This is a genomic window from Acinetobacter sp. SA01, from assembly GCF_011319235.1.
In the GTDB taxonomy this organism is placed as follows: Bacteria; Pseudomonadota; Gammaproteobacteria; order Pseudomonadales; family Moraxellaceae; genus Acinetobacter.
Genome location: NZ_WXXM01000001.1, coordinates 43,357 through 67,764 on the forward strand (window position 1 = coordinate 43,357; position 24,408 = coordinate 67,764).

Annotated in this window: 21 protein-coding genes; 3 read left to right on the forward strand and 18 right to left on the reverse strand. The window is 41.2% G+C overall.

What is annotated here, in order from left to right; genetic code table 11:
* Positions 1 to 3 precede the first annotated feature (3 nt).
* From GTU69_RS00260 to GTU69_RS00300, 9 genes are all read right to left on the reverse strand, one after another.
* On the reverse strand, positions 4 to 678 hold the full coding sequence (locus GTU69_RS00260; protein ID WP_166166647.1) for a class I SAM-dependent methyltransferase: 675 nt from the start codon (positions 676 to 678) through the stop codon (positions 4 to 6).
* Between the two features lie 32 nt (positions 679 to 710).
* Positions 711 to 1,508 carry a Rossmann-like and DUF2520 domain-containing protein gene (locus GTU69_RS00265; protein WP_166166649.1) on the reverse strand — a complete coding sequence of 266 codons (798 nt, stop codon included), beginning with the start codon at positions 1,506 to 1,508 and terminating at the stop codon, positions 711 to 713.
* Between the two features lie 141 nt (positions 1,509 to 1,649).
* Positions 1,650 to 3,137: an OmpA family protein gene (locus GTU69_RS00270; RefSeq protein ID WP_166166652.1), complete on the reverse strand. Its 1,488-nt coding sequence runs from the start codon at positions 3,135 to 3,137 to the stop codon at positions 1,650 to 1,652.
* Between the two features lie 157 nt (positions 3,138 to 3,294).
* Entirely contained in the window at positions 3,295 to 4,233 is a 939-nt protein-coding gene (locus tag GTU69_RS00275; protein WP_240921562.1) for a lysozyme inhibitor LprI family protein, read from the reverse strand.
* Between the two features lie 12 nt (positions 4,234 to 4,245).
* On the reverse strand, positions 4,246 to 4,962 hold the full coding sequence (locus tag GTU69_RS00280; protein ID WP_166166655.1) for a hypothetical protein: 717 nt from the start codon (positions 4,960 to 4,962) through the stop codon (positions 4,246 to 4,248).
* Between the two features lie 117 nt (positions 4,963 to 5,079).
* The gene (locus GTU69_RS00285; protein ID WP_166166658.1) at positions 5,080 to 6,315 is read right to left on the reverse strand and encodes a dihydroorotase; all 1,236 of its coding nucleotides are present in this window, start codon (positions 6,313 to 6,315) and stop codon (positions 5,080 to 5,082) included.
* Positions 6,316 to 6,324: 9 nt separating this feature from the next.
* Complete coding sequence (locus GTU69_RS00290) at positions 6,325 to 7,341, reverse strand: aspartate carbamoyltransferase catalytic subunit (RefSeq protein ID WP_086195586.1); 1,017 nt, start codon at positions 7,339 to 7,341, stop codon at positions 6,325 to 6,327.
* A gap of 223 nt (positions 7,342 to 7,564) precedes the next feature.
* Positions 7,565 to 7,903 (reverse strand): hypothetical protein, encoded by a 339-nt coding sequence (locus GTU69_RS00295; protein WP_166166661.1) that lies wholly within the window; start codon positions 7,901 to 7,903, stop codon positions 7,565 to 7,567.
* Between the two features lie 156 nt (positions 7,904 to 8,059).
* The gene (locus GTU69_RS00300; protein ID WP_166166664.1) at positions 8,060 to 8,380 is read right to left on the reverse strand and encodes a hypothetical protein; all 321 of its coding nucleotides are present in this window, start codon (positions 8,378 to 8,380) and stop codon (positions 8,060 to 8,062) included.
* A gap of 235 nt (positions 8,381 to 8,615) precedes the next feature.
* Here GTU69_RS00300 and rlmKL point away from each other — a divergent pair, with 235 nt between their 5' ends.
* Positions 8,616 to 10,823 carry a bifunctional 23S rRNA (guanine(2069)-N(7))-methyltransferase RlmK/23S rRNA (guanine(2445)-N(2))-methyltransferase RlmL gene (gene rlmKL / locus GTU69_RS00305; protein WP_166166667.1) on the forward strand — a complete coding sequence of 736 codons (2,208 nt, stop codon included), beginning with the start codon at positions 8,616 to 8,618 and terminating at the stop codon, positions 10,821 to 10,823.
* A 64-nt stretch (positions 10,824 to 10,887) separates the two neighbouring features.
* Here the strand turns inward: rlmKL and GTU69_RS00310 are convergent, their stop codons facing one another.
* From GTU69_RS00310 to GTU69_RS00320, 3 genes are all read right to left on the reverse strand, one after another.
* On the reverse strand, positions 10,888 to 12,165 hold the full coding sequence (locus tag GTU69_RS00310) for a DUF945 family protein (protein ID WP_166166670.1): 1,278 nt from the start codon (positions 12,163 to 12,165) through the stop codon (positions 10,888 to 10,890).
* A gap of 220 nt (positions 12,166 to 12,385) precedes the next feature.
* Positions 12,386 to 14,968 (reverse strand): ATP-dependent chaperone ClpB, encoded by a 2,583-nt coding sequence (gene clpB, locus GTU69_RS00315; protein WP_166166673.1) that lies wholly within the window; start codon positions 14,966 to 14,968, stop codon positions 12,386 to 12,388.
* 449 nt (positions 14,969 to 15,417) lie between these two features.
* Positions 15,418 to 15,840 carry an OsmC family protein gene (locus GTU69_RS00320; protein ID WP_166166676.1) on the reverse strand — a complete coding sequence of 141 codons (423 nt, stop codon included), beginning with the start codon at positions 15,838 to 15,840 and terminating at the stop codon, positions 15,418 to 15,420.
* 147 nt (positions 15,841 to 15,987) lie between these two features.
* On the opposite strand from GTU69_RS00320, the gene crp reads away from it, so the two are divergent.
* Together crp and GTU69_RS00330 are read left to right on the forward strand one after the other, a co-directional pair.
* Positions 15,988 to 16,695: a cAMP-activated global transcriptional regulator CRP gene (gene crp / locus GTU69_RS00325; protein ID WP_166166679.1), complete on the forward strand. Its 708-nt coding sequence runs from the start codon at positions 15,988 to 15,990 to the stop codon at positions 16,693 to 16,695.
* 184 nt (positions 16,696 to 16,879) lie between these two features.
* The gene (locus tag GTU69_RS00330; protein ID WP_166166682.1) at positions 16,880 to 17,929 is read left to right on the forward strand and encodes an NADP(H)-dependent aldo-keto reductase; all 1,050 of its coding nucleotides are present in this window, start codon (positions 16,880 to 16,882) and stop codon (positions 17,927 to 17,929) included.
* Between the two features lie 191 nt (positions 17,930 to 18,120).
* On the opposite strand, the gene GTU69_RS00335 is transcribed toward GTU69_RS00330, so the two are convergent.
* The 6 genes from GTU69_RS00335 to GTU69_RS00360 form a co-directional block, all read right to left on the reverse strand.
* Positions 18,121 to 18,897, reverse strand: a complete 777-nt coding sequence (locus GTU69_RS00335) for a M48 family metallopeptidase (RefSeq protein WP_166166685.1) — start codon at positions 18,895 to 18,897, stop codon at positions 18,121 to 18,123.
* Between the two features lie 113 nt (positions 18,898 to 19,010).
* Entirely contained in the window at positions 19,011 to 19,319 is a 309-nt protein-coding gene (locus tag GTU69_RS00340) for a hypothetical protein (RefSeq protein ID WP_166166688.1), read from the reverse strand.
* 190 nt (positions 19,320 to 19,509) lie between these two features.
* Complete coding sequence (locus GTU69_RS00345) at positions 19,510 to 20,829, reverse strand: adenylosuccinate synthase (RefSeq protein WP_086195597.1); 1,320 nt, start codon at positions 20,827 to 20,829, stop codon at positions 19,510 to 19,512.
* A gap of 69 nt (positions 20,830 to 20,898) precedes the next feature.
* The gene (locus tag GTU69_RS00350) at positions 20,899 to 22,065 is read right to left on the reverse strand and encodes an ATP phosphoribosyltransferase regulatory subunit (RefSeq protein WP_166166691.1); all 1,167 of its coding nucleotides are present in this window, start codon (positions 22,063 to 22,065) and stop codon (positions 20,899 to 20,901) included.
* 407 nt (positions 22,066 to 22,472) lie between these two features.
* The gene (locus GTU69_RS00355; protein ID WP_086195599.1) at positions 22,473 to 22,790 is read right to left on the reverse strand and encodes a hypothetical protein; all 318 of its coding nucleotides are present in this window, start codon (positions 22,788 to 22,790) and stop codon (positions 22,473 to 22,475) included.
* A 378-nt stretch (positions 22,791 to 23,168) separates the two neighbouring features.
* Positions 23,169 to 24,197, reverse strand: a complete 1,029-nt coding sequence (locus GTU69_RS00360) for a type I glyceraldehyde-3-phosphate dehydrogenase (protein WP_166166694.1) — start codon at positions 24,195 to 24,197, stop codon at positions 23,169 to 23,171.
* Between the last annotated feature and the right edge of the window lie 211 nt (positions 24,198 to 24,408).

The following is a 24,408-nucleotide window of genomic DNA, read 5'->3' on the forward strand; positions in this document are numbered from 1 at the left end:
AGTTTAAGCTTTTATCGCCATATAACCTTGATAGGATAAAATCTGGGTAAACCGCTGCACAGCATTAAAACCACTTGCTTTCAGTTGTTCAAAAGTTTCCTGCTCCGATAATGGATAAAAATCATCCTCCATGCGTTCTACCATGGCAGCAGCTTGTGCGGGGATCAAACCATTGGCTTCGCAAATCTGTTTTAATGTTTCCAGCTCATGAGCCGAGTTTATTTTGGTTAAGTCAAAAGTTATGAATATTCCTTGCGATTTTAAACGCGAAGAAATAGCCTTAAAGAACTTGGGCTTATCTTCATAATTGACAAAATGCGTCACCAGAATGGAAAGTGCGGCATCATAGGATGGGCCAGTTTTTAACTGGTCTACATCACCCAATACAAACTCCACCCGATGCAATGCATTTAAGGCGTGGATATGATGTTTGGCTTTATCCAGCATGTTTTGCGACAACTCGGTTGCGGTAAAGGTCCAGTCAGGAAATAACTGGACCAGATGTCCCAGTTCATAACCGGTACCACAACCGACAATCAGCACATGCGCATACTCATCCACATAAGCTTTTAATAAAGCTGTAATTTGCTGATGTACCACTTCATAACCAGGAATGAGCTTACGGATGTGTAAATCATAACCGTCTACCACATACTGGCTATTAAAATCCTTTGCCATAAGTGCCTCCCTTTACAATGCATGACCTGAATTTATTTAAGTTTAAGTGACTCATCAGGATGATGCGATTGCAAAATCTGTTGACTCATCAGATTGTAGATATTTTTCAAATCTTCCCATTTGGCATTATCCAGCATCTGTTGATGCATATTCAGGATATTTTGATCTCCTCGCATTGCAGGCCCGGTCTGCATCTGCTTAGGGTCATGCTGTACAGCTTTATGGGCGGTTTCCAAAATTAACGGGTAAAGCAGCGAGAAATCGACTTGCTGTGCATCGACCACCTGTTTTGCCATGTCATAACAGTAATTGCTAAAATTACAGGCAAATACTGCCGCCAGATGTAGACTTAAACGTTGCGCCGATGTATAGGCATAGACACGTGAACTTAGGCTATTTGCTAACTCGGTCAATTGTGCCAGGTCATTCGTCTGGGTAGCTTCCACGAACAATGGCGTGGCCTGCCAATCCACTTCGCGGGCCAGGCTAAAAGTTTGTAAAGGATAAAATACTCCGGCACGTGCATGAACCTCTGCCAGAACTCGAATATCGGTACTGCCTGATGTATGCACAATTAGGACATCGGCCAGTTGTGCATGCACCTGTTGAATGACCTCGGCAATCGACTGATCGCTAACAGCAATAATCACCAAATCCACATCTACTTGAAGTTCTGCAATATTGACTATTGCCTGTGCAGTGACCTGACTGGCCAACGTCTGGGCATGTTCTAAAGTCCGGCTACATATCTGTACAATTTGATGATTTTGGCTTAGAACAGCAGCCAGATGATGCGCCACGCGTCCCGCACCAATAAAACTAATTCGCATAGCTAAGTTCACATTTTACAATTCTGTACAAGCATGCCAATAATAAAAGGACGAATCAATTCGTCCTTTTATTTAATTGCGATTCAACACGTATGAATAAGTATACTTTTTTAAACCGAGATAAAGTTCACCTTTCACTTATTACTGCTTATTTACACCCTGCTCATCCACTTCACGTACCACACCTGTTTCGGTATTTAATACTTCAAACTCAATACGGCGATTTTTGAACTGTCCTTCAGGCGTTGCATTATCCGCTACAGGTTGCTGCGAACCATAACCCATCGCCTGCAACTGTGCAGGATCTACGCCTTGTTTGACCAGATAATCCACAATGGCTTGAGCACGTTTTTGCGACAATGCCTTATTTTTTTCAGCACTCCCTACGGCATCTGTATGCCCTTTAACAGTTAAATGGACCTGTGGCGCGCGTTTAATCAAGGCAGCAGCCTGATCCAGAATCGATTTATTAGCATCTGGAATCTCGGCACTTGCGGTAGCAAAATTTATAATCTGCATATTCAGTGCGGTTGCAATATCCAGTGCACGAATCTGCTCTGGATTAATTTCCGCCAATGCTTGTTCTGCATTGCTATTGCCGGTAGCAATGGCAGTATTGGGATCTACGACTGCTGATGCACTCTGCATTCCAGCCGGAGTCAGCACAGTCATGTTTTTCGCCAGGGGACGAATTTGAGCTACAAGCTGTTCAGCATCCGCCGGATGAGCAGTCTGAATGGAAAGCTGATCTCCCATCCAGGTTAATGAGACATTAGGTACACCTTTGACCAGTTTCAATACGCTTGGAATGACATCCTGATCGATAAATTCTGAATGATAACGGCTATTGTTTTCTACACCACAACCGGTGTTGTGATTAAAAATCTGTTTAATTTCTTGCTGTAAAATATCAATATAATTTGCATTACCGGAATAGAGCTGACATGTGATTAAATCTCCTGTCGAACCGGTACTGAGTTGCAATTTTGCTGGTTCACTACTCGCTGTTTCAGCAGGTATACCACTGGCTGGAGTACTTTCTTTTTTATCTGAACACGACTTAAAAATAAATGCCAATAGTGCAGCTAAAATAAGGAAAACAATCAAGGGAATTAAAAAACCTGATTTCTTTTTTTCCTCAATGACCCTATAAAGGGCAACGGGGGGTACTTGATGTAAAGTTTGCCCTGATGCTGTACTCACCCCTAAAGCGCTGAGGAGTGCGGGAGCCCAATGTGGCAAAGCACTGGATACTGCTGGCCAGTGGTTTTCAATCAAATGGATAATGGCACTAGGTTCGGAAGATCCAGCCTCATCTTCCAGTACTCTCAAAGTTGATGCTATAGAACGATTGAGCGTTGATTCGATTGTTTCAGTCGGCACCGTGCCGGAAATCTGTTGTAAAAATTCCTGCTTTAAAGAGGGGTTGATGATAAAGATATCGCCCAGTCTTGGATTTAATTGTTGCTGTAAATTTATAATAAACTCGGGTTTAGATTTGAAGATAGATAACAAAATGGGGATAAAACTACTTAAGGCCTGACTCTTTTCACTCAGATATGCTGTGTCTCCCTCAAGAACCGTTGCAGATACTTTCTGCTTTAATAAATCAATCAAATCAAGATTCATTGCTTATTCCTCTTATTGTCTTTTTATCATGTCCTTTTTCAGTCTATTCGTTCGTTTTTTAGGCAGTGTAATGAATTGTATTATTTGAATACTATTATTTTTCAATAATAAAAAAGCCAGCCGAAGCTGACTCTGATAAAGTTTAGAAGTAAATGAATTAAGGTTCTAAATAGTAAATTTTTTGACGTAATTCATTGGTACGCTCATTGGTCATGTTTGTTTCACAGTTTAGACGAAAAATTTCCGGATTCTCTGCATTCGAACTTTCTAATTTACATTCCAGCGTGCGTTTTTTCAGCCAAATCCTTTGCTCATCCAAAAGTTGACTACGCACTTCTTTCGTGGTTGCATTCCAAACCAGATTTAAGTTTTCATTGGCTTTATCGAAATTCGTTTGCGCTTCTGCAACTAAAACTGCTTGATACTCTTTTGCAGCTGCATCTTCTTCAGCTACACGTTTCATCTCTTCCTGTTTTGCAACTTCAGCTGCATTTTGTCGTGCTGTTTTGACCAAAGAGTCGACTGCGATATCCCGCACAAAATATGCTAAAGCATCTGGATTTTCTAAAGTTACATAAACTTTCTTGCCATCATCTGTAGGTTGAACCAAATATTCAATTTCTTTTTTTAACTGATTCACCTCAAATGATAAGTCTGATAATACAGCTGCTTGAGCAATATTATTTTCATCATAAACAGCACGGGCAGCATCGGCATCTTTGATCATTTGCGCTGGAATTTTAACCACAAACTCCGTTGCACAATACTGCTTTTTGCTATTTGGATCTGAATTATTGGTACGCACATCATTCACATTAAATGTGATTTGCTGAAGAGTACTGCGTAATTTCCCCATATCAATGGTCACGTTTTCAGTATCAATTAACTCTTTCACACGCTCTGCGGAAATATCACTGACCGTCTTACTAAAACTTTCAACAACTAACTGTTTTGTAGTTTCATTATCACATTTTACTGCACTACCAGTGATAGATTGCATCTTGTCACAACCAGACACAAGCAACATACAGCTGATTAATCCTAATAATTTAAGTTTCATAAGTACCCTATTTTTCAATTCGTCTTTGTTTTTCAAAACAATAAATTATTAATAATCTTCATAATATGCTTCTGAGGCTGCAGTAGTTGCTGCATCAGCTGCTTCTATAGCTTCATTACTTGCGGAATAGGCAATATTTTCGGCATTATTTCTTTGTACAGCTGCTTTATTGGCTTCCAAACTTCTAATTTGATTTTTTTCAATCTGTGGTTTTAAAAATGCGTAAGTTAATGTTTCTGAAAGTAATGTTTGCATATTAGTCGTATTTTTAAGTAGTGCTAAAACTTTATCGCCTTTATCGGTAGGTTGCAGTACATACTCGAGTGTTAAATGCACCTTATTGTTTTCATAATTTACACCTAAATTATTTGCATGTTGCTCTACACTTACAGCATCTACTTTAGTTCTTGCTTCATCAGATTTTTTAACCAGATCAGAAGGAATAGTCGCAGTTAAATCTACTGAACAAGATGTCTTTGGACTATTTGGGTCAATAAAATCTGTTCTGCTATCCGCCAAAGCAAATTGGATATTTTTTGCTGATAGTTTCAGCTTTGTTGGATCTAAATCTTTAATTGCACCATTTTTAATTAAAGCTTTTAATTCCTGCTCTAAAGATTGGGCCAAATCATCTTGTAATACTTGTATGACTAAAGATGTTGCAGATTCATCATCACATTTCACATGTTTAGAGAAAAGATTATTGCATCCAGCTAAAGCTAATGTGGAAATAAGTACGAAAAATGTTTTATTGTTAAGTTTCATTAAAATACCCTCTTTTATTTACATAATTATAAACAAAATCATTAAAAAATAACAATTTAGTCACAAAAAAAGCCAGCCGAAGCTGACTTTCTTAAATTTTACATTCAATCTAATCGCTTAAGCTGCGAAAGTTTTAATCACTTTACCCACCACTTTTTGGTTAATCAGCGGGGTATTTTTGCCTTGAGACACGATGCTCTCTTTACTGACTGTCCACTCAAGTTTAGGATCTAGCAAAGCCCAGCCCGCTTCTTCAGTCCAGCGTTCTAGCATGTTTGCTACTTTTGCCGGTGCAAGCGTGACTTTTTCTACCCACTCTAAAGGCTCAAACAAACCTTCATTAATCAGTTGAATGCCAAAAGGTACAAATGTATCAAATGCAGTAAAACCTGGTTGGGTTTCAGCAAATGGCGCCATTTTTGCAGAACTGCTCAGCGGTTCATGGTGAGTCGTAATCGCATCAATGATGCCATCTTTCACACCTTGACGCAGCAAGTTCTTGTCTTGCTCGGAACGTAAAGGCGGACGTACATGTGCAAGTGAATTGAAACCATCAATCAGCTGATCGGTCAGATGTAACTGGTGCATCGCAACATCACAAGTTACCGGCAAACCTTTTTCTTTGGCGATACGAATCAGTTCTACTGAAGCACCGCAAGACAATAAGCCGAAGTGAGCACGGACTTTAGTCGCTTCAATCATCAACAAATATTTGGCAATTGCAACAGTTTCTGCCAAGGCTGGAATCATCGGCAAGCCCTGACGTGAAGCAATAAAGCCTTCATGCACACAACCGTCTTTGGCAATTTGTGGTTCTTCTGCATAGAACACGACAGTCATATTTAGACCCGCAGCATACTCCAGGGTACGGATCACCACATCATCATCGGCAAACGGTGCATTGGCATTGGATACCGCAGTACAGCCGCCTTTTTTCAGGCCAGCCATATTGGCAGGTTGATTGCCTTTCAAACCTTGAGTTTGTGCACCAATCACTTGCAAATAAATACCGCCATCCAGCATGGCTTTTTCTACCAGACCATGAATTAAAGCACCATTATCTTGCACGATCGGTTTTGAGTCTGGTGGGGTAAACACATGCAGAATACCATTTTCACGTGCTGCCTTACCTTCAGATTTTAAGGTCCCATGCTGCTGCTGACCCGGTTCACGCAAACGGGCACACAAATCTACCATGGTAGGCATCAGCCATTTGCCTTGCCCGTCAATGGTTTCAGTCACGTTGGCAGTTTCAGCAACCCGTTTGCCATTTTCAAGATAAACCGTTTGTACGCTGTCGGTTTTGTTCATGGGGTCCAAGACACGTACATTTTCAATTTTTACAATACTCATGACTTTCCCTTATCCCGCAACCGCTTCTAACAAACCTTTTTCTTGCAACTGACCTTGCATTGCCAGAGCCAATACCGCCATACGTACTGCAATACCGTTGGTCACCTGATGCAGAATCACTGACTGGGTGCCATCGGCAATACTGGAATCAATTTCTACACCACGGTTCATTGGACCCGGGTGCATCACGATGCAATCCGGTTTCGCCATAGCCAGACGTTCTTTGTTCAAGCCGTACATTTTGTAAAATTCAGCTTGTGAAGATAGCGCTGGAGAATCAATACGTTCGTTTTGAATACGCAGGGTAATGATCACGTCGCAATCTTTAATACCCTCTTCCATGTTATTGAATAAACGGACACCTTCGCCATATTCAGCAAAACCATAAGGCAGCAAGGTATTTGGCGCAATCACACGGATATCTTTACAGCCTAAAGTTTGCAGTGCCGCAACATCTGAACGTGCTACACGTGAATGCTTGATGTCACCAATAATGGCAATGCTGATATCTTCAAAATTCTTTTTGGTTTCACGACGAATGGTCAGCATGTCCAGCATTGCTTGTGTCGGATGTGCATGACGGCCATCACCGGCATTAATAATGGCAACATTCGGGCAGACATCTTTGGCAATAAAATGCGGCGCACCTGAAGATGAATGACGCACCACAAAAATGTCGGTTGCCATGGCTTCCAGATTCCACAGCGTATCACGCAGGGTTTCGCCTTTAGAGGTACTAGAACGCGCAATATCAATGTTGAGTACATTGGCAGACAGACGTTTTGCTGCAGCTTCAAAAGTGGTACGGGTACGGGTAGAGTTCTCGAAAAACAGGTTCATCACCGTACGACCTTCAAGAAGATTATTGGTGATCAGCTGATTTTGGTCATTAAAAAAGGACTGCGCAGTGTCCAATATTTTTGTGAGTGTTTCTTTAGAAAGACCCTCGATGGTGAGGAAGTGTTTTAAGTTACCATCTTGGTTGAGTTGAATCTGGCTCGGAGTATGCAATGCCGCCAAGTGCATGAGAGATTCCTTATACGTTAAGTCAACGTATTATACAGAGTTTAAGCGATTTAAATAGTTCAGCTTGATCTTACTTGTCTAAAAAGCAGCTCGGTATTTGGAATAAAAAATATAATTCCCATTTAATTTTTCAATAAGATAAATTAACCATTCAACGATTTAGCCATCTGATTTTAAAAATAAAAACAGGTAACTCAGCCTGATTCCGAGTTACCCCAGGCAACTAACGTAGAGCCCCAATGTAGCGGTTTGCCCCTTGTGCACGCTCTATATCTTCTTGAGTGGGTTCAACCGAAATTAATTCTTCATGTTGCGTGAACTGAATTTCATTTTCAGGCTCTTCATCAGTTTTTAGTCCCAGCACTTTAGTCAAACGTTCAACCAGGCGAAGTAATTCAGGGTCTTGTGTCTGTTTCGCCATTACCATCACATGTTCGGCATATTCGACATTCTCTGTAAGATAGCTTGCATCAATCACACGCCCTGATACCCGTCTTAACCGTGCATAAATAAGTGTTGCCACTGAAAAAACTTCATTTGTAATGATTACACTTTCTGACATTTGTCATTCCCATCTCTAAAAAAAGAAAGTGAGGCATCAAGTGCTTTCCTTGATCAAGCAGCCTCACTGGGCTATGCAGCAATATCTGTACCAATATAAAAAAAGCTCACATGATTCAACATATGAGCTCTCTTAAAATGATGTTTTTATTATATTTTAGAATAGGCTAAAACTTACATGGCCTTCGTCAAAAACTTTTTTATTGGCATTATTTTCCTTCGAAAGACGAATCTGTTGATCTTCTCCATTTATAAGCTCACGATCATCTTGTAAGTCTAAAAGCGCTCGCAAACGTTCCACATAGCTTGCAAGCTCTGGATCCTTTGTCTCAAGTGCAAGTGTGACCACATGATGTGCATAGGAACGATCCTGCATTAAATACATGACATCAATAACCCGGCTATTCACTTTCCTTAAGCGTGCATATAGTAATGTCGCGACTGAAAAAATATCATCCTTTTTTGCTGTAATATTCACACTTTACCCTCAATAAAATCCATTCATTAAACTTTAAAACTTACTTTTAAGCGCAATGTAATTTTACATATCGTCTGAATTTTCAATTGGCTTTTTATTCCAACATTTAGAGCTTTTTATAATTAATACACTGACCTAAGTCGCTTGAAGTTTTCAAAATATAAAAAGTTTTCAGCACTAAAATAAGTTAAACTTATACAAGTTTTTATTTTATTTTTTTCGGTCTCTCTATTTTATGAATACCTCTTCACGTTTAAGCAATTACTGGGTCACCTGTGCAGATGGTCTTGAAACCTTACTCCGCGAGGAAATTGAAGGTTTAGGTGTTCAAAATATTGAACAGTTACCGGGTCGTTTGATTTTCAAAGGCACACTGGCAGATGCATACCGTATTTGCATGTGGTCTCGTTTGGCTTCACGTGTGTTAACCCCTATTCATGTTCATGAACTTGAATTTACCCATGACGCACGTGATGTTGCAGAAGAGCTCTATGAAGGTGCAATCAACTTTGACTGGTCACTCATTTTTGCACCACAAAGTACATTTGCCATTCGTTTACATGTAGAACGTGAAATCAAGGTCAATACACAATTTGCAACTTTACGGGTAAAAGATGGTGTGGTGGATTCCTTTATGGAAGCTGTGGGCAAACGCCCAAGTATCGACATCAAACAGCCAGAAATTACACTCTATGTGCTTGCTGGCAAAACTGCGCATACCTATTGCCTAGATTTATCTGGCGATTCTTTACATAAACGTGGCTATCGTCATTACATGACCGATGCACCGATTAAAGAAAACCTCGCGGCAGCCATTCTGCAAAAGGCCCAATTAAAAAAACGTAATCCCGATATTATTCTGGATCCGATGTGTGGTTCAGGGACCTTTATCATTGAATCATTGATGATGCTGACTGACCGTGCTCCGGGCTTGGTACGTCGCTTTGGCTTTAATGGCTGGAATGGACATGACCATGAATTATGGATGTCGATCAAAGCTGAAGCAGCAGAACGTTATAAAGCAGCTTTAGAACAGCCTTTACCGCAGTTCTACGCTTATGATGCCGACTGGGAAGCAGTGAAAGCCACCAAGCAAAACATCATTGCAGCCGGTTTTGAAAAGCTGCTTGACCATATCAAAATTGAAGAGCGCACATTGGCAGATTGGCCAGACTTTAAAGCCGAAGGTAAAACCTCATTTATTGTCACCAACCCGCCTTATGGTGAACGTTTAGGGGATAAAGCCTCTAACCGTGCGTTATATTTAGGTTTATCTGCGCTGCTACAAAAAAATTTCCCGAACCAGTATGCTGCGGTGATTGCTGCACAGGTTGAGCAAGCCGATGTGCTAGCATTTAATGAACCGCAAATTCTGCGTTTGATGAATGGTAAACTTCCGATTTATGTGCGTTTCGGCATCATTAAACCTGCACCGGTATCAGAACCGTTCTTGGCACACTGGCAACCCCAGCAGTTCGAGCCGATTGAAGGTGCTCAGGACTTTACCAACCGTCTGCAAAAAAACATGCAAAACTTGAAAAAATGGGCGGTCAAAGAAAATATCTTCTGTTTGCGTTTATATGATGCCGATTTGCCTGACTTTAATGTTGCAGTAGATTTATATGGTGACCGTTTACATGTGCAAGAATATGCACCACCAAAAACCATCGATCCGGAAAAAGCTAAAAAGCGTTTTAATCTCGCTTTACAAGCCATTCGTGCAGTGACCGGTTTAGGTCGTGATGCCATTTTCATTAAAACCCGTGCCCGTCAGGAAGGTAAAAACCAGTACACCAAGCAGAGTACTGCTTCTAAACGTTTTATCGTACAGGAAGGCAAAGCCAAAATTTTAGTCAACCTGACTGATTATCTGGATACCGGCCTGTTCCTGGATCATCGTCAAATGCGCTTGCGTATTGCAGCAGAAGCAAAAGGAAAGCATTTCCTCAACCTGTATAGTTATACCTCAACTGCCAGCCTGCATGCTGCTTTAGGGGGCGCTGCCAGTACCACCAGTGTGGATTTATCTAATACTTACCTGAACTGGTCGAAAGAAAACTTTGTCTTGAACGGTTTAACCGTAGATCATGCCGATGAACAACACCAGTTCTTTGCCAGTGACTGTTTTGAATGGCTAAAAGAAGGTCATGAACAATATGACCTGATTTTTATCGATCCGCCAACCTTCTCGAATTCGAAAAAGTTTCATGGCACCTTCGATGTACAACGTGACCATTTATCCCTCATCAAGCGTGCCATGAACCGCCTAACTACAGAAGGAACTTTATACTTTTCGAATAACTATCGTGGTTTTGAGATGGATGAAGAAATTCTGGCATTCTTTGATGTTCAGGAAATTACCAATGAAACCATTGGACCAGACTTTAAACGTAATACCAAAATCCACCGTGCATGGAAAATTCAACATCCACAAAATGGCTAATATATTTTAGATACTGCACTAACTAAAAAGGCTGCCTATCTGGCAGCCTTTGTTTTTACATATGTTAATTTAAAAATTTCTTTTCACCGTATTTATATTCAATACCGATTTTTAAGATATCGCCTTCCCGTTTCGCTTGCAGGGTCTGCTGCATACCATCCAGCATTTGCTCAAGTTCCTGGTCAGATAAGGTTTTACCGCCCTGTTGCAGATAGTTTTTCATGATGGTTTTCATGATCTGTTTATCATATTCAAGATTGGCCTGATATTCGACCAGATTCGGTGCCATTTTAACCAAACTTTCAAAAGAGGATTGATGCCCCGGCATCACCTTTCCTGTCAGGCTGGCTTTGGCATAACCCTCACCCACCTTAATTTGATTATTCTGCGATTCAAAAGCAAAACCGTCATTTACAATGGCCAGGAAACTGCTCACCATATCCTGATTGAGTTCTTCTTTTGCTATACATGCTGCACTACTTTTTTCCAATAAATCAAAAAAATTCTGCACTTTTTGTCGATTAAGATCAGTCAGCTTAAAATTCATTTCAAAATCATGAAAACTAGGAGTTTTATACATGGTCATTTCATCAATTTTGACCTGAGTATCAAAAGCAACCTTGGTTTTATCGAGCTGAGTATTTGCCCGCAAAGCAAAGCCTTTTAATTCACCACTGCCAAACTGCTGTACATTTCGATCCGTACGCTGAATTGAAGCAATATTTAAACGAGCTTCCCCATCCTTCAGAACCATGTTTAAGCCATGATTGCTTTCAAACTCTAAATCGCGCATCTGCATCTGGCCCAATTTATCATTCACCGTCATATTCGGAATTTGAAATTTTACATTCAACACATCGAATTGATCATCTTTTGCTTTGGCAAGCATTGTAAAAGTCATGGGATCAATGCGGGTTTGTATATCTGCATCATTTTTCTCATACACCGGAGTGACGAGTGAAGTATGCATTCTTCCCAACCAATCAATTTTTGTTTGAACCGTTAACGGTTGCTTCAGTAAACGTTGGAAGGTTGCATCGCCTTGCTTTAGAGAGATTTTTGATTCAATCTGATAGCCATTCCAACTGCGCTTGATTTCATCTTGCCCGCTGATCATCAGGATATCTTGAGGCTTACAGGGGTCAAGAGTAAATTCCGCCGTCCAGTCGGCAGAACCCTGCATCGCGCCCATATTAAAATTTTTATACTGAATCGACATGAAATTTGATTTTTGAGACTGCTGATAATAGGAAGTTAAACTTTTGTCTGCATATAAATTGCCTCCTATGACCGCTGTTGCCAATACCGCAATGCTTCCCACACCCCAAGTTGATTTGGACATAGTATCTGCTCTAGATTTATGTGTTTTTATTAAATAAAAGTATAAGTAAATTTTTTAATAAAAGACAATTATTTTTAATAATTAATAACTTGCATACACATAGAACCACAAAAACCTTAAAAATTATGTCAATTTTTTACCCAACCTTTCACTTTTTCGACTGAAATTGTCAGGCATAAAAAAACCCGGCCGAAGCCAGGTTTTTTCTGTTTACAGCAAATTAACTTAATTTCATTTTTTCAAATTCAAGATGACCATTTTCCCCTTTCACGAAAATGGTATCTCCTGGTAGAAAATCACCACTCAGGATTTTTTGCGCCAATGTATTTTCTACTTGTTGCTGGATGGCACGCTTCAATGGACGAGCACCATACACGGGGTCAAAACCGGCATCAATCAACTGATCAAATGCAGTATCATCCACTGAAAGACGCATGTCTTTTTCGCTTAAACGTGCACGCAAACGGTCTAGCTGAATATCAGCAATACCACGAATTTGCGCTTTTTTCAGTGAATGGAACACCACCAGCTCATCAATACGGTTAATAAATTCCGGACGGAAGTGTTGAGATACAGCCGCCATCACCACTGCACGAACTTCATCATCGGTTGCACTGTCACCAAGTTCGCGTACATCTTGTGAACCCAGGTTTGAAGTCAACACAATTACCGTATTTTTAAAGTCCACCACACGACCTTGCGAGTCGGTTAAGCGCCCATCATCCAGTACTTGCAGCAAGATATTAAATACGTCTGGATGTGCTTTCTCCACTTCATCAAACAACACTACGCTATAAGGTTTACGGCGTACCGCTTCAGTCAAGATACCGCCCTCTTCATAACCGACATATCCCGGAGGCGCACCCACCAAACGGCTGACCGAATGTTTCTCCATGAACTCACTCATATCGATACGCACCATGGCATCATCACTATCAAACAGGAAGTTGGCCAAGGCTTTGGTCAATTCGGTTTTACCTACCCCGGTTGGTCCAAGGAACAGGAATGAACCACTTGGACGGTTTGGATCAGACAAGCCTGCACGTGAGCGACGTACTGCATTAGAGACTGCTACTACGGCTTCATCCTGCCCTACCACACGGTTATGCAGGAATTCTTCCATATGCAGCAATTTTTCACGTTCACCTTGCAGCATTTTCGCAACAGGAATACCGGTTGCAGCACTGACCACTTCGGCAATTTCATTTTCCGTAACTTTGGTACGGATCAGTTTCGGTTCCTCACCGTTTTCTTCAGCAACTTCTTCAGCAGCAAGACGTTTTTGTAATTCAGGAATAACCCCGTATTGCAAACGGCTGGCTTCTGCCAAGTCACCTTCACGCTGGGCTTTTTCAAAGGCAGTACGCGCTTTATCGAGTTCAACTTGCGCTTGGCTGGTGCCTTCAACCAGTCGTTTTTCAGCAATCCACTGTTCTTCCAGATCACTGTATTCTTTCTGTACTTCTTCGATCTGTTTTTCCAGATGGCTGACTTCTGCCTTGCTTACCGAATCTGCATCCTGTTTCACCGCTTCCAGCTGCATTTTCAATTGAATTAGGCGACGGTCCAAACGGTCGAGTGGCTCAGGTTTGGAGTCAATTTCCATTTTAATTCGCGAAGCTGCTTCATCAATCAGGTCAATGGCTTTATCGGGCAATTGACGGTCAGTGATATAGCGGTGCGACATTTTCGCTGCGGCAATAATCGCTGAATCAAGAATCTGTACCCCGTGATGGGTCGCATATTTCTCTTTTAAGCCACGCAGAATTGCAATAGTATCTTCAACGCTTGGTTCATCGACCAATACTTTCTGGAAACGGCGTTCCAGTGCAGCATCTTTTTCGATGAACTGGCGGTATTCATCTAATGTGGTTGCACCGACACAGCGCAGTTCACCACGGGCCAATGCAGGTTTAAGCATATTGCCTGCATCCATGGCACCTTCGCCCTTACCTGCACCCACCAGGGTATGTAATTCATCAATGAAGAGGATGATTTCGCCTTCATGTTTGGCCAAGTCTTTCAGAACTGCTTTTAATCGCTCTTCAAACTCACCGCGATATTTTGCACCAGCCAGCAATGAACCCAAGTCCAAAGATAAAACGCGTTTACCTTTCAGACCTTCCGGAACCTCACCATTAACAATACGTTGTGCCAAGCCTTCGACAATTGCCGTTTTACCCACTCCAGGCTCGCCAATCAATACCGGATTATTTTTGGTACGGCGTGACAAGACCTGAATGGTACGTCGGATTTCTTCATCACGGCCAATCACCGGATCGAGTTTGCCGGACATGGCACGTTCAGTTAAGTCTATGGTGTATTTATTGAGTGAATCACGTTGATCTTCATGGGTATTACTCATGACTTTTTCGTCACCTCGAATTTTTTCAATCGCTTTGCGTAAGCTTTCAGTAGTTACGCCGACATTATTTAATAAAGTTTTGGTTGCACCGGTTTCCGCTAAAGCGAGTAGCACCCAGTCGGTGGATAAAAACTCATCCCCGGCTTTTTGGGCATAGCTGTCTGCCAGATTTAAAGCCCGTACCGCTTCAGGATTTAAATTGATGTCCCCAGTTGGATTAGCAATGGTCGGCGCATCTTGAAGCGCTTGCTGCACTTTGGTTTGCAGATCACGCAGATTTGCCCCAGCTTGCTGAAACAGGCTGATATTGGCAGGCTCTTCCAGTAACACCGATAAAATGTGAATACCTGAGATGGCAGTATGGTCTTTACCCATGGCCAGAGACTGAGCATCTGATAAGGCTTGCTGCAAGCGATTTGTAAATTTTTCAAAACGCATTCTTATTTTTCCTCACAACAAATTTTGTACTTGGATAATAGATGGGAATGGCTTGATATTTTTCAATAACTTTTTTAAAAAATATTTTTAATTTTCAACAACTAAACCAAATTAATATAAAGCTTGGATGTTAGTTATAATATGGGTGTTTAAGCTAATTTTTTCAAGCGTATTGTGATCATTTATGTATGAAATTCTCTTCCCTATGCATTTTTGTATCTTTTAATAAGGAATCATCAAAGCTTTTAAAAAACTATTGTGATTATGAATACATCAATCAGCTTGATGAATATTCTAGAAATGCATGTTTAGAAGACAGGATTCATCAAAAGTATAATGGGTTACTGTTGAATCCCTCTTAGAGTGAAATTCGTTTTTACTTTATACGTTTTTAATTGTGATGCAGAATAAAAATGGCAATCCAAAAATGGATTGCCATCTGGATTTCATTATTCAACTTCAATAATTTCAAAATCGTGGCTAATTTCCACCCCACCATCCGATAACATTTTGCTTGCAGAACAGTATTTTTCAGCTGAAAGTTCAACTGCTTTAGCGACCTGTTTTTCTTTGACTGCTTTACCCGTTACCACAAAATGTAAATGGATTTTGGTAAACACTGCTGGGATGCTATCCGCACGTTCAGCTTTGAGCTGACATACAACATCCGTCACATCTTGGCGAGATTTCTTTAAAATAGTCACAATATCAAAGGAAGCACAGCCACCAAGTCCCATTAATATCAACTCCATAGGACGTGGTCCACGGTTTTGACCACCATATGCCTCGGCCCCATCCATTACAATTTGGTGACCACTTTCCGATTTTGCTTCAAAAGCAACATTCTCTAGCCAATGAACGCTTGTTTGCATTGCAACTACCTGAAAAAAACTATAAATTTACGACGTACCTGTACACTAACATAAATTGAGTTGATAAGGAATTTCAGCTCTTCTGTGTGACAAGTTCACTTTAGGTCTTGTGCGATCTATTAATTATCCATATTCGGAACCGTTAGCATGACTTCAAACTTTTCACAACTTAGCACTGATGCGCTGTCTCCTGGTCAACTCCCTGAGTCAGTAAAAGCATTATTAAAACGTGCATATATAAATCGTTATCCAAAACGCACTGCAATTGTAGATGCAGGCTCAGAATCAAAATCGCTTTATTTGATTTTAAAAGGTTCAGTATCCATTATTTTACGTGAAGATGATGATCGTGAAATTGTGGTTGCCTATTTGAATGCTGGAGACTTTTTTGGGGAAATGGGTCTTTTTGAAGCAAATCCACAACGTACTGCAGAAGTTCGTACACGCGACGTATGTGAAATTGCCGAAATCACCTATGAAAACTTCCACGAATTAAGCAAACAGTATCCAGACCTGAGCTATGCCGTATTTGCCCAGCTTGTACGTCGCTTAAAAAATACCACTCGTAAAGTGACTGACCTGGCATTTATTGATGTATCTGGCCGTATTGCACGCTGCCTGATTGACCTGTCTTCTCAACCAGAAGCCATGATTTTACCGAATGGACGTCAAATCCGTATTACCCGTCAGGAAATTGGCCGTATTGTTGGTTGTTCCCGTGAAATGGTCGGTCGTGTCCTCAAAACACTGGAAGAACAAGGCATGATCCAGACTGATGGTAAAGCCATCCTGATTTATGATGTTTCTGCTGAAGATAGCAATGCAGCTTTAGAAGACGAGGATGATGAAGAATAAGTTTTCTTCCATTCACCATAAAAGCAAATCCTAAGATTTGCTTTTTTTATGTCCGTAATTTGCAACCTGTTCTTTTTAAATTTTTATGACAACTTTAAAACAATTCATGATTTAACCCTGATGCAAAAATCAGTTAGCCTAATGCACAATGTTAAACTTGATAAAAATTAAGGGATCAACCTCTATGCAACTCAAACCTTTAGCCAATACAGGGATTCTTGTTCCTGAAATTTGTTTAGGCACCATGACCTTTGGTGAACAAAATACCCAGGCAGAGGCCTTTCAACAGCTTGAATATGCATTGGATCAGGGGTTATTTTTTTGGGATACCGCAGAAATGTATCCCGTCCCGCCAAAGCCTGAAACTCAAAGAGCAACTGAAACCATCCTGGGTAACTGGATTGCACAGCGCGGTCAGCGTGAACAGCTGTTCATTGCTTCAAAAATTGCCGGCCCTTCACAAGGCGGTAGCCATATCCGTGACGGCAAAACACGCTTTACTGCAGCTGAGATTAGCTCGGCAATCGATGGCTCCTTAAAACGCCTGCAAAGCGATTATATTGACCTGTATCAATTGCATTGGCCACAACGCCCAACCAATTTCTTCGGAAAATTGGGTTATGGCAATACAGAAGCGCACAATCAACAGCAAGTCACTGCCTTAGAAGAAACTTTAAGTGCCTTAAGTGATGAAATAAAAAAAGGCCGTATTCGCTATATTGGCCTGTCCAATGAAACTCCGTGGGGAACGTTGAAATTTTTACATCTGGCTGAAAAGTTAGGCCTGGAAAAATTTGTCAGCGTGCAAAATCCGTATAGCCTGTTGAACCGGACTTATGAAATTGGCATGTCTGAAATTGCCCATTATGAAAATGTCGGCTTACTTGCCTATTCCCCTTTAGCTTTTGGTTACTTGACCGGTAAATTCCGCCATGGTGCTCGCCCAGCCAATGCACGGGTCAGCCTATTTTCCCGTTTTAGCCGCTATAGCAATCCTGAAAGTGAATGGGCAACCGAACAGTATGCTCAGCTTGCAGAGCGACATGGCTTAACCCTAACCCAACTGGCATTGGCATTTATCAAGCAGCAGTTCTTTGTCACCAGTACCATTATTGGCGCAACCAACCTAGATCAACTGAAAGAAAATATTCAGGCTTTTGACATCGATTTATCAGCAGAAGTTTTACAGGGCATTGAAGATATTCACCGCAAGCAGCCGAATCCAGCGCCCTAATTTTATTTTAAAGCAGTGCTTAAAATAAAATGAGAAACGTTAGTGCTTTTATTCGATCACTTCGAAATTATTGACACCATCTTCCCTTGCGCACTCAGAATATATTCTGAGGATGCTCATCCCCCATAGGAAGAGGGAGTAAAAGCAAAAAAGGATGCTATAGGCATCCTTTTTTATGAATAAAACAACAATTAGCGTCTGTTATAAATAGCTTGAGCTGCAGGCAAGTTTTTACGCATTGCTTCGATACGCTGACCATTTGAAGGGTGAGTCGACAGGAATGATGTACCACCTGCACCTTCTAACTTGTTCATTTTTTCCCAAAGGGTAATCGCGGCTTGCGGGTTATAACCGGCACGTGCCATTAGCATTAAACCACCTTGGTCTGCACGGCTTTCAAGACTACGTGAATATGGCAAGCCCACACCCACTTGTGTGCCTAACTGAGCTGCTGCTGCACCCAATTGACCGACATTATTGCCTGCATAGCCTAAACCAATGTTTAAAGCCAGGTCAGTTAAAGCTTGTGCACCAATTTTTTGTTTGGAATGTTCTTCCAGGGCATGCACCATTTCATGCCCCATCACAGCTGCAATTTCAGCATCGGTCAGATTAAGTTTATTCACAATACCAGTGTAAAACACCACTTTACCCCCTGGTGCCACATAAGCATTAATCTGGTCTGATTTCAGCACAGCCAATTGCCAGTCAAACTTTTGGCCTGTCTGGTTGATTTGATCACCATAAGGTTTTAGACGTAAAAATACCGAATTAATTCGCTTATAAGTGGTAGATGAAGTATCTAAGGTTTTATTGGCACTTGCTTCCTGAACAGTTTTATTAAAGCCCTGCGCAGCAGTAACATTTAATGTGGATGAATCTGCCCCAGCCATATCCGCTACAGTGGTACAACCTGAAATAGTAATTACACTCGCTGCACACAAACTTAAAATCAGCTTGCTGTTCATTATAATAATCTCCGCCTTAAAACTAGATATCTCTTTTCAGGAGATTATATGAAATAGTGAATAATCTTTAAATTGATATTCTCTTCACAATCATATCATTTATGTAAACAAGGTCATTTAAGAAATTGAAAACTAAGCCAATAAAGCAAACATAAAACATTTAGCCCCAAGTATATCTGGGAAAGGGGTTTAATTTTCTGTTCCAGTTGTTCATTTTTGCGCTTAAAAAATAAAAATGCATTTTGAATCAGAACAATGGGGACCAGAATACAGGCAATGATAACGCTTAATCCAATAAGTGCTGCATTAATAATTGCGGGATCTTGTGTTTGTGCCTGAATAACCAGCATGGCAATGGTCGGTGCCCCACCCATTGCGAAGAGTAATGAATAAAACATCGTCGCTGATATATTTTTATGCATTATGCACAACCTTGTATTTCTTTTATATTTAACATTCTAGCAAGCGCAAATAAATTAAACAGTATTCTCTGATGCAACTTTAGTCGGGCAAAACAGTCTGCATACTGGTCGTAGATATATTTTCCAAATGAAATGGACAAAAAAAGCCTCGCAAGTGCGAGGCTTTTTGTACATCTTAATTCTTGGCAGATTAAGCTTCGAATGGATGGCGAAGAATAATTGTTTCTTCACGGTCTGGACCAGTTGAAATGATGTCGATTGGACATTCAATCAATTGCTCAAGACGTTTTACGTAGTTAAGTGCAGCTTCTGGTAACTGATCAATTGATTTAGCACCAAAAGTAGACTCAGACCAGCCTGGCATAGTTTCATAAATTGGCTTTAAAGTTTCGAATGCAAGCGCATCAGAAGAACCTACGCAACCAGAATCAGCAGCTTCGTAACCGACACAGATTTTCACTTCTTCTAAACCATCAAGAACGTCAAGTTTAGTCAAGCAGATACCAGAAAGTGAGTTTACTTCTACTGAACGGCGAAGAATTTCAGCATCGAACCAACCACAACGACGTTGACGGCCAGTAGACGCACCAAATTCTGAACCTACAGTACCCAAGTGTTTGCCAATTGCATCACCAACATCGTTCGCAGCATCGTAAACAAGCTCAGTTGGGAATGGACCAGCACCTACACGTGTTGTGTACGCTTTAGTGATACCCAATACATAGTCAAGGTGTAATGGACCAAGACCAGAACCAGAACTTACGCCACCAGCAGTCGTGTTTGAAGAAGTTACATACGGGTATGTACCATGGTCAACGTCAAGAAGTGAACCTTGCGCGCCTTCAAACATGATGTTATCACCGTTTTTACGGTATTTATGAAGTTCACCTGTTACGTCCACAACTAATGGAGCAACAACTTCACGCCATTGGTCGCAAAGAGCAAGTACATCTTCAAGATTAACTGCTTCTACACCGTAGAATTGAGTTAATTGGAAGTTATGGTATTCAAGAAGCTCGGTAAGTTGAGCTTTAAGATGTTCACCACCACGTACCAGGTCAGCAACACGAATTGCACGACGTGCAACTTTATCTTCGTAAGCGGGACCAATACCACGGCCAGTTGTACCAATTTTTGCATTGCCACGTTTTTTCTCACGTGCTTGGTCAAGTGCAATGTGGTTTGGAAGGATTAACGGACAGTTTGGAGAAATACGTAAACGCTCACGTACTGGCACGCCTTCTTTTTCAAGAATATCCATCTCTTTAATAAGCGCTTCAGGTGAAAGAACCACGCCGTTACCAATTAAGCACAGTACATTTTCACGTAAAATACCAGATGGAATGAGGTGTAATACAGTTTTCTTACCACCAACCACAAGAGTATGGCCTGCGTTGTGTCCGCCTTGATAACGAACGACCGCTGCCGCTTGATCTGTGAGCAGGTCAACGATTTTACCTTTACCTTCGTCGCCCCATTGGGTACCAAGTACCACAACATTCTTGCCCATAATAGCCTCATTGCATCATGCTGTTAAAATTGAAAACTTGAATCAGTGACTCAATACTGATTCAGGTCATTAAATCTGTTCGACTTTCCATTCCCCTGCTACATTCACCAATTGGTGAGTCGCAAACGGAATTGAGTTTAAATCGTCATTGCCTAATAACTGAATAACACTTAAGCCTTGTGCACGCAGAGCAGCAATTGCATCAAGTAATGCTTTGTCTGTCCCTTTCGGTGCAACCACTTTTTGAACTTGCTTGAACTGACCTGCACTGAGTGCATATAAGTCACAAGAGAAGCCTGTTGCAGGACGCGCACGCCCGAAGTGTTCACCAATACCGTCATAACGACCGCCTTGAGCCAGAGGTGCTGCACGGTTTGGTGCATAGACGGCATACATTAAACCGGTGTGGTAGTGATATGAACGAAGCTCTACAACATCAATACCAATATGCAAGCCTGGCCAACGCGCCTGAATTTCAGACCGTGTGGTTTTTACTGCGTCAAATGCCTCTTTGAATGCCGGGTCTGCAATAATTTCAGTACTCAGGTTGGCTTCTAAAGCATCTAAATCACTGGAATAACGACCCAGTGCATAAAAATCTGCACCAAATTTCAATTCTTGTGTAAATTCAGCAAGTTCAGGCAATGCTTTACGTTGATAAAGATCCGAAAGCTGACTTTCTTCCGCCTTGCTTAAACCGGCGTGTTTAACCAGACTACGGAATAAGCCGACATGACCTAAATCAAGATGGATGCCATCTACAAAACTTGCTGTTTTTAATAAGTTGAGCATCACGTCAATCATTTCGACGTCAGCATCAATACTGTCTGAACCAAAAAGTTCCGCACCCAGTTGCAGCGGTGCACGCGTGGTATTAAAACCTTGAGGTTTGGTGTGTAAAACCGTGCCAGCGTAGCAATAGCGCGCTACGCCTTCGACCGGATGTACATGCGCATCGATACGGGCCACTTGCGGTGTCATATCGGCACGCACACCAAGCAAACGACCAGAGAGCTGGTCGATGACTTTAAAAGTGGCCAAGTCTAAATCTTGATTCGATTCTGAGAGAGAAGAAAGAGATTCGATGTATTCGATAAATGGCGTGTACACCAGCTGATAACCTCGAGATGCGAGGAAATCCAATGCTTCACGGCGCAAAGCTTCAATTACTTGCGCTTGTTCTGGTAATACATCAGCTACACCATCAGGTAATAACCATGTCTCTGAAATGGGCATGTTGTAAACCTAAATACTTGTCAGCGCGGAAGTAATCCGCATAAAAAAATCGGGAGCACACCCGATTTCTCCTAGTCTAGCACGATCACTTTAGCTGTGCACATGACTTTTTGCAGATTTGTTCGTTTTTTACCAACTAATTTATGCCGTTTAAAAAACTGAATCAGCTGAATCATTCACGATTGATCAGCACTCTCACAAATTCAACCATTGTAAAATAAAAAATACTGGAATCCGCTAAAACAGCAAACGCCAATCTAGGCTATTTGTACAAAGCCATTCTTCCAAAAAACCAGTGACGAGTCAGGCCCTTTTTATAACAACGTTTCCAAAGCTGGTTTAGTCGCATATTCTGAAAGATCGCTGCTCTACAGCTGTTTTAAGAATACTATAAGCTCACCTTAAAATTAGACTGAAGGCTTGTCTGTTGAGTGAACCGTTTTTGCCAGCAGTCCAACCAATTCGGCATTTTGCGATTCCACCTGGTTCAGTTTAGTCGTGGTTTTATCAATCACTTCTTGCTGAATATGCATTTTCTTCGCCAGGTCCTGCATAATTTCCAGCGTTTTTTTAAGGTTTTCTTCCAGATGAACCACTTTTTTTTCCAATTGTTGATTCAACTGAATTTCACTGAGTGCAGCGCCTTGGTTGGTAAATTGTGCCCAAATCAAAAAGATCACTGCTATGGCCAAAAGGAAAATAAATCCCCATATAAATATCAACATAGATGCACTGCTCATGTTATTGATTCCTGACTTATTATTATCATGAATCGAGGTGATTAAATTAAAAAGACTTATAATTTTCGTATAACAATTAAAAAGTGATTGTAAAATTAACTCTGTCTAGCTAGAGAATATTTATTATAAGCATTTTTCTGGGTCGATGATCCACTGCCACTGTCCATAAAGCATTTCCTGACAGTCTATCCATCCTACTCAAGACCAGGCATTTACTCAAGATTCAACCAACCAATCAAACAAATTAATAATAATTGAGCTACAGATCACACTTAATACAACTAAGCACTGCGAAATCCGATCACTTGCGGAAATCGCATCATCCAATAACTCATCTCACCCTCATCTTTTAAATAAGGTTCGCTATTTATGAGTAAAAGATTCACACAGGTCCAGCAAGCGATTTGCATAACCCCACTCATTATCATACCAGGCAAAAACTTTAGCCTGATGACCCACCACCATAGTTTGGCTCAAATCCACAATCAATGAATAAGGCGAATGGTTAAAGTCTGATGAAACCAGAGGTTCATCAGTAACATCCATAATTTCCGCATAATCCTGACGTGCCGATTTGATCAGGATTTCATTAATTTTATGTGCTGTGACATGCGACTGCGCAACAAAAGTAAGGTCAATAGCAGCCACATTAATGGTCGGTACGCGTATGGAATAGCCATCTATGCGCTCTGCCATTTTTGGCATCACCCGTTTTAAAGCCCCCAGAGCCGAAGATGTAGTCGGAATAATATTGTGTCCTGAAGCACGGGCACGGCGTAAATCACGGTGAGCATGATCCAGTACTGACTGATCTGCCGTCACTGCATGGATTTCTGTCATCAGTGCTGTATCAATGCCAAAAGCATCATCTATGATTTTAACTAAAGGTACCAAGGCTTGTGTGGTGCAGGATACACTGGAAATAATCCGGTCCGTAGCTTTGACTTCGTGATGGTTTACCCCATACACAATGGCGGCATCCACCGTGTCAAAGGGTGCAGCACCAATAATGACGCGCTTCGCCCCTGCACTAATATGCCCTGTAGCTGCTGCACGTGAACGGAATAAACCGGTACATTCCAGCACCACATCAATATTTAACTTATTCCAAGGCAAGCGTTCAGGCTGTTGCTGGCTAAAAACCTGTACTTTTAATTGCGCCAGACCTGCAGAAATATGCAAAAAAATCTGTTCATCCTGCAAAAGCACGTCTACCTTGCCTTTGAAGCGACCATGGGTGGTGTCGTATTTAAACAAATGCACCAGTGTTTCTACATCTGCAACATCGTTAATCGCCACGATATCAAAATGAAAATCCTTAGGATTTTCAAACCAAGCCCGTAATACATTGCGACCAATTCGCCCGAAACCATTAATGGCTACTCGTTGCATCAGATATCCTTAACTCTTGGGTAGATGTAAACACCGCTCTATGTTAATGGATTTTAACCAGATACCGATACCATTTCTGCTGCTGTATTTATAAAATATCTCGCAACAAAGGGTTCAGCCTGCTGCTTTTAAGCTTATTTTGTCGCAAATTTTATTCAGACCAGATTGCCTTAAAATATTTACTTCACTTTTCACTTACTTTATATCTTAT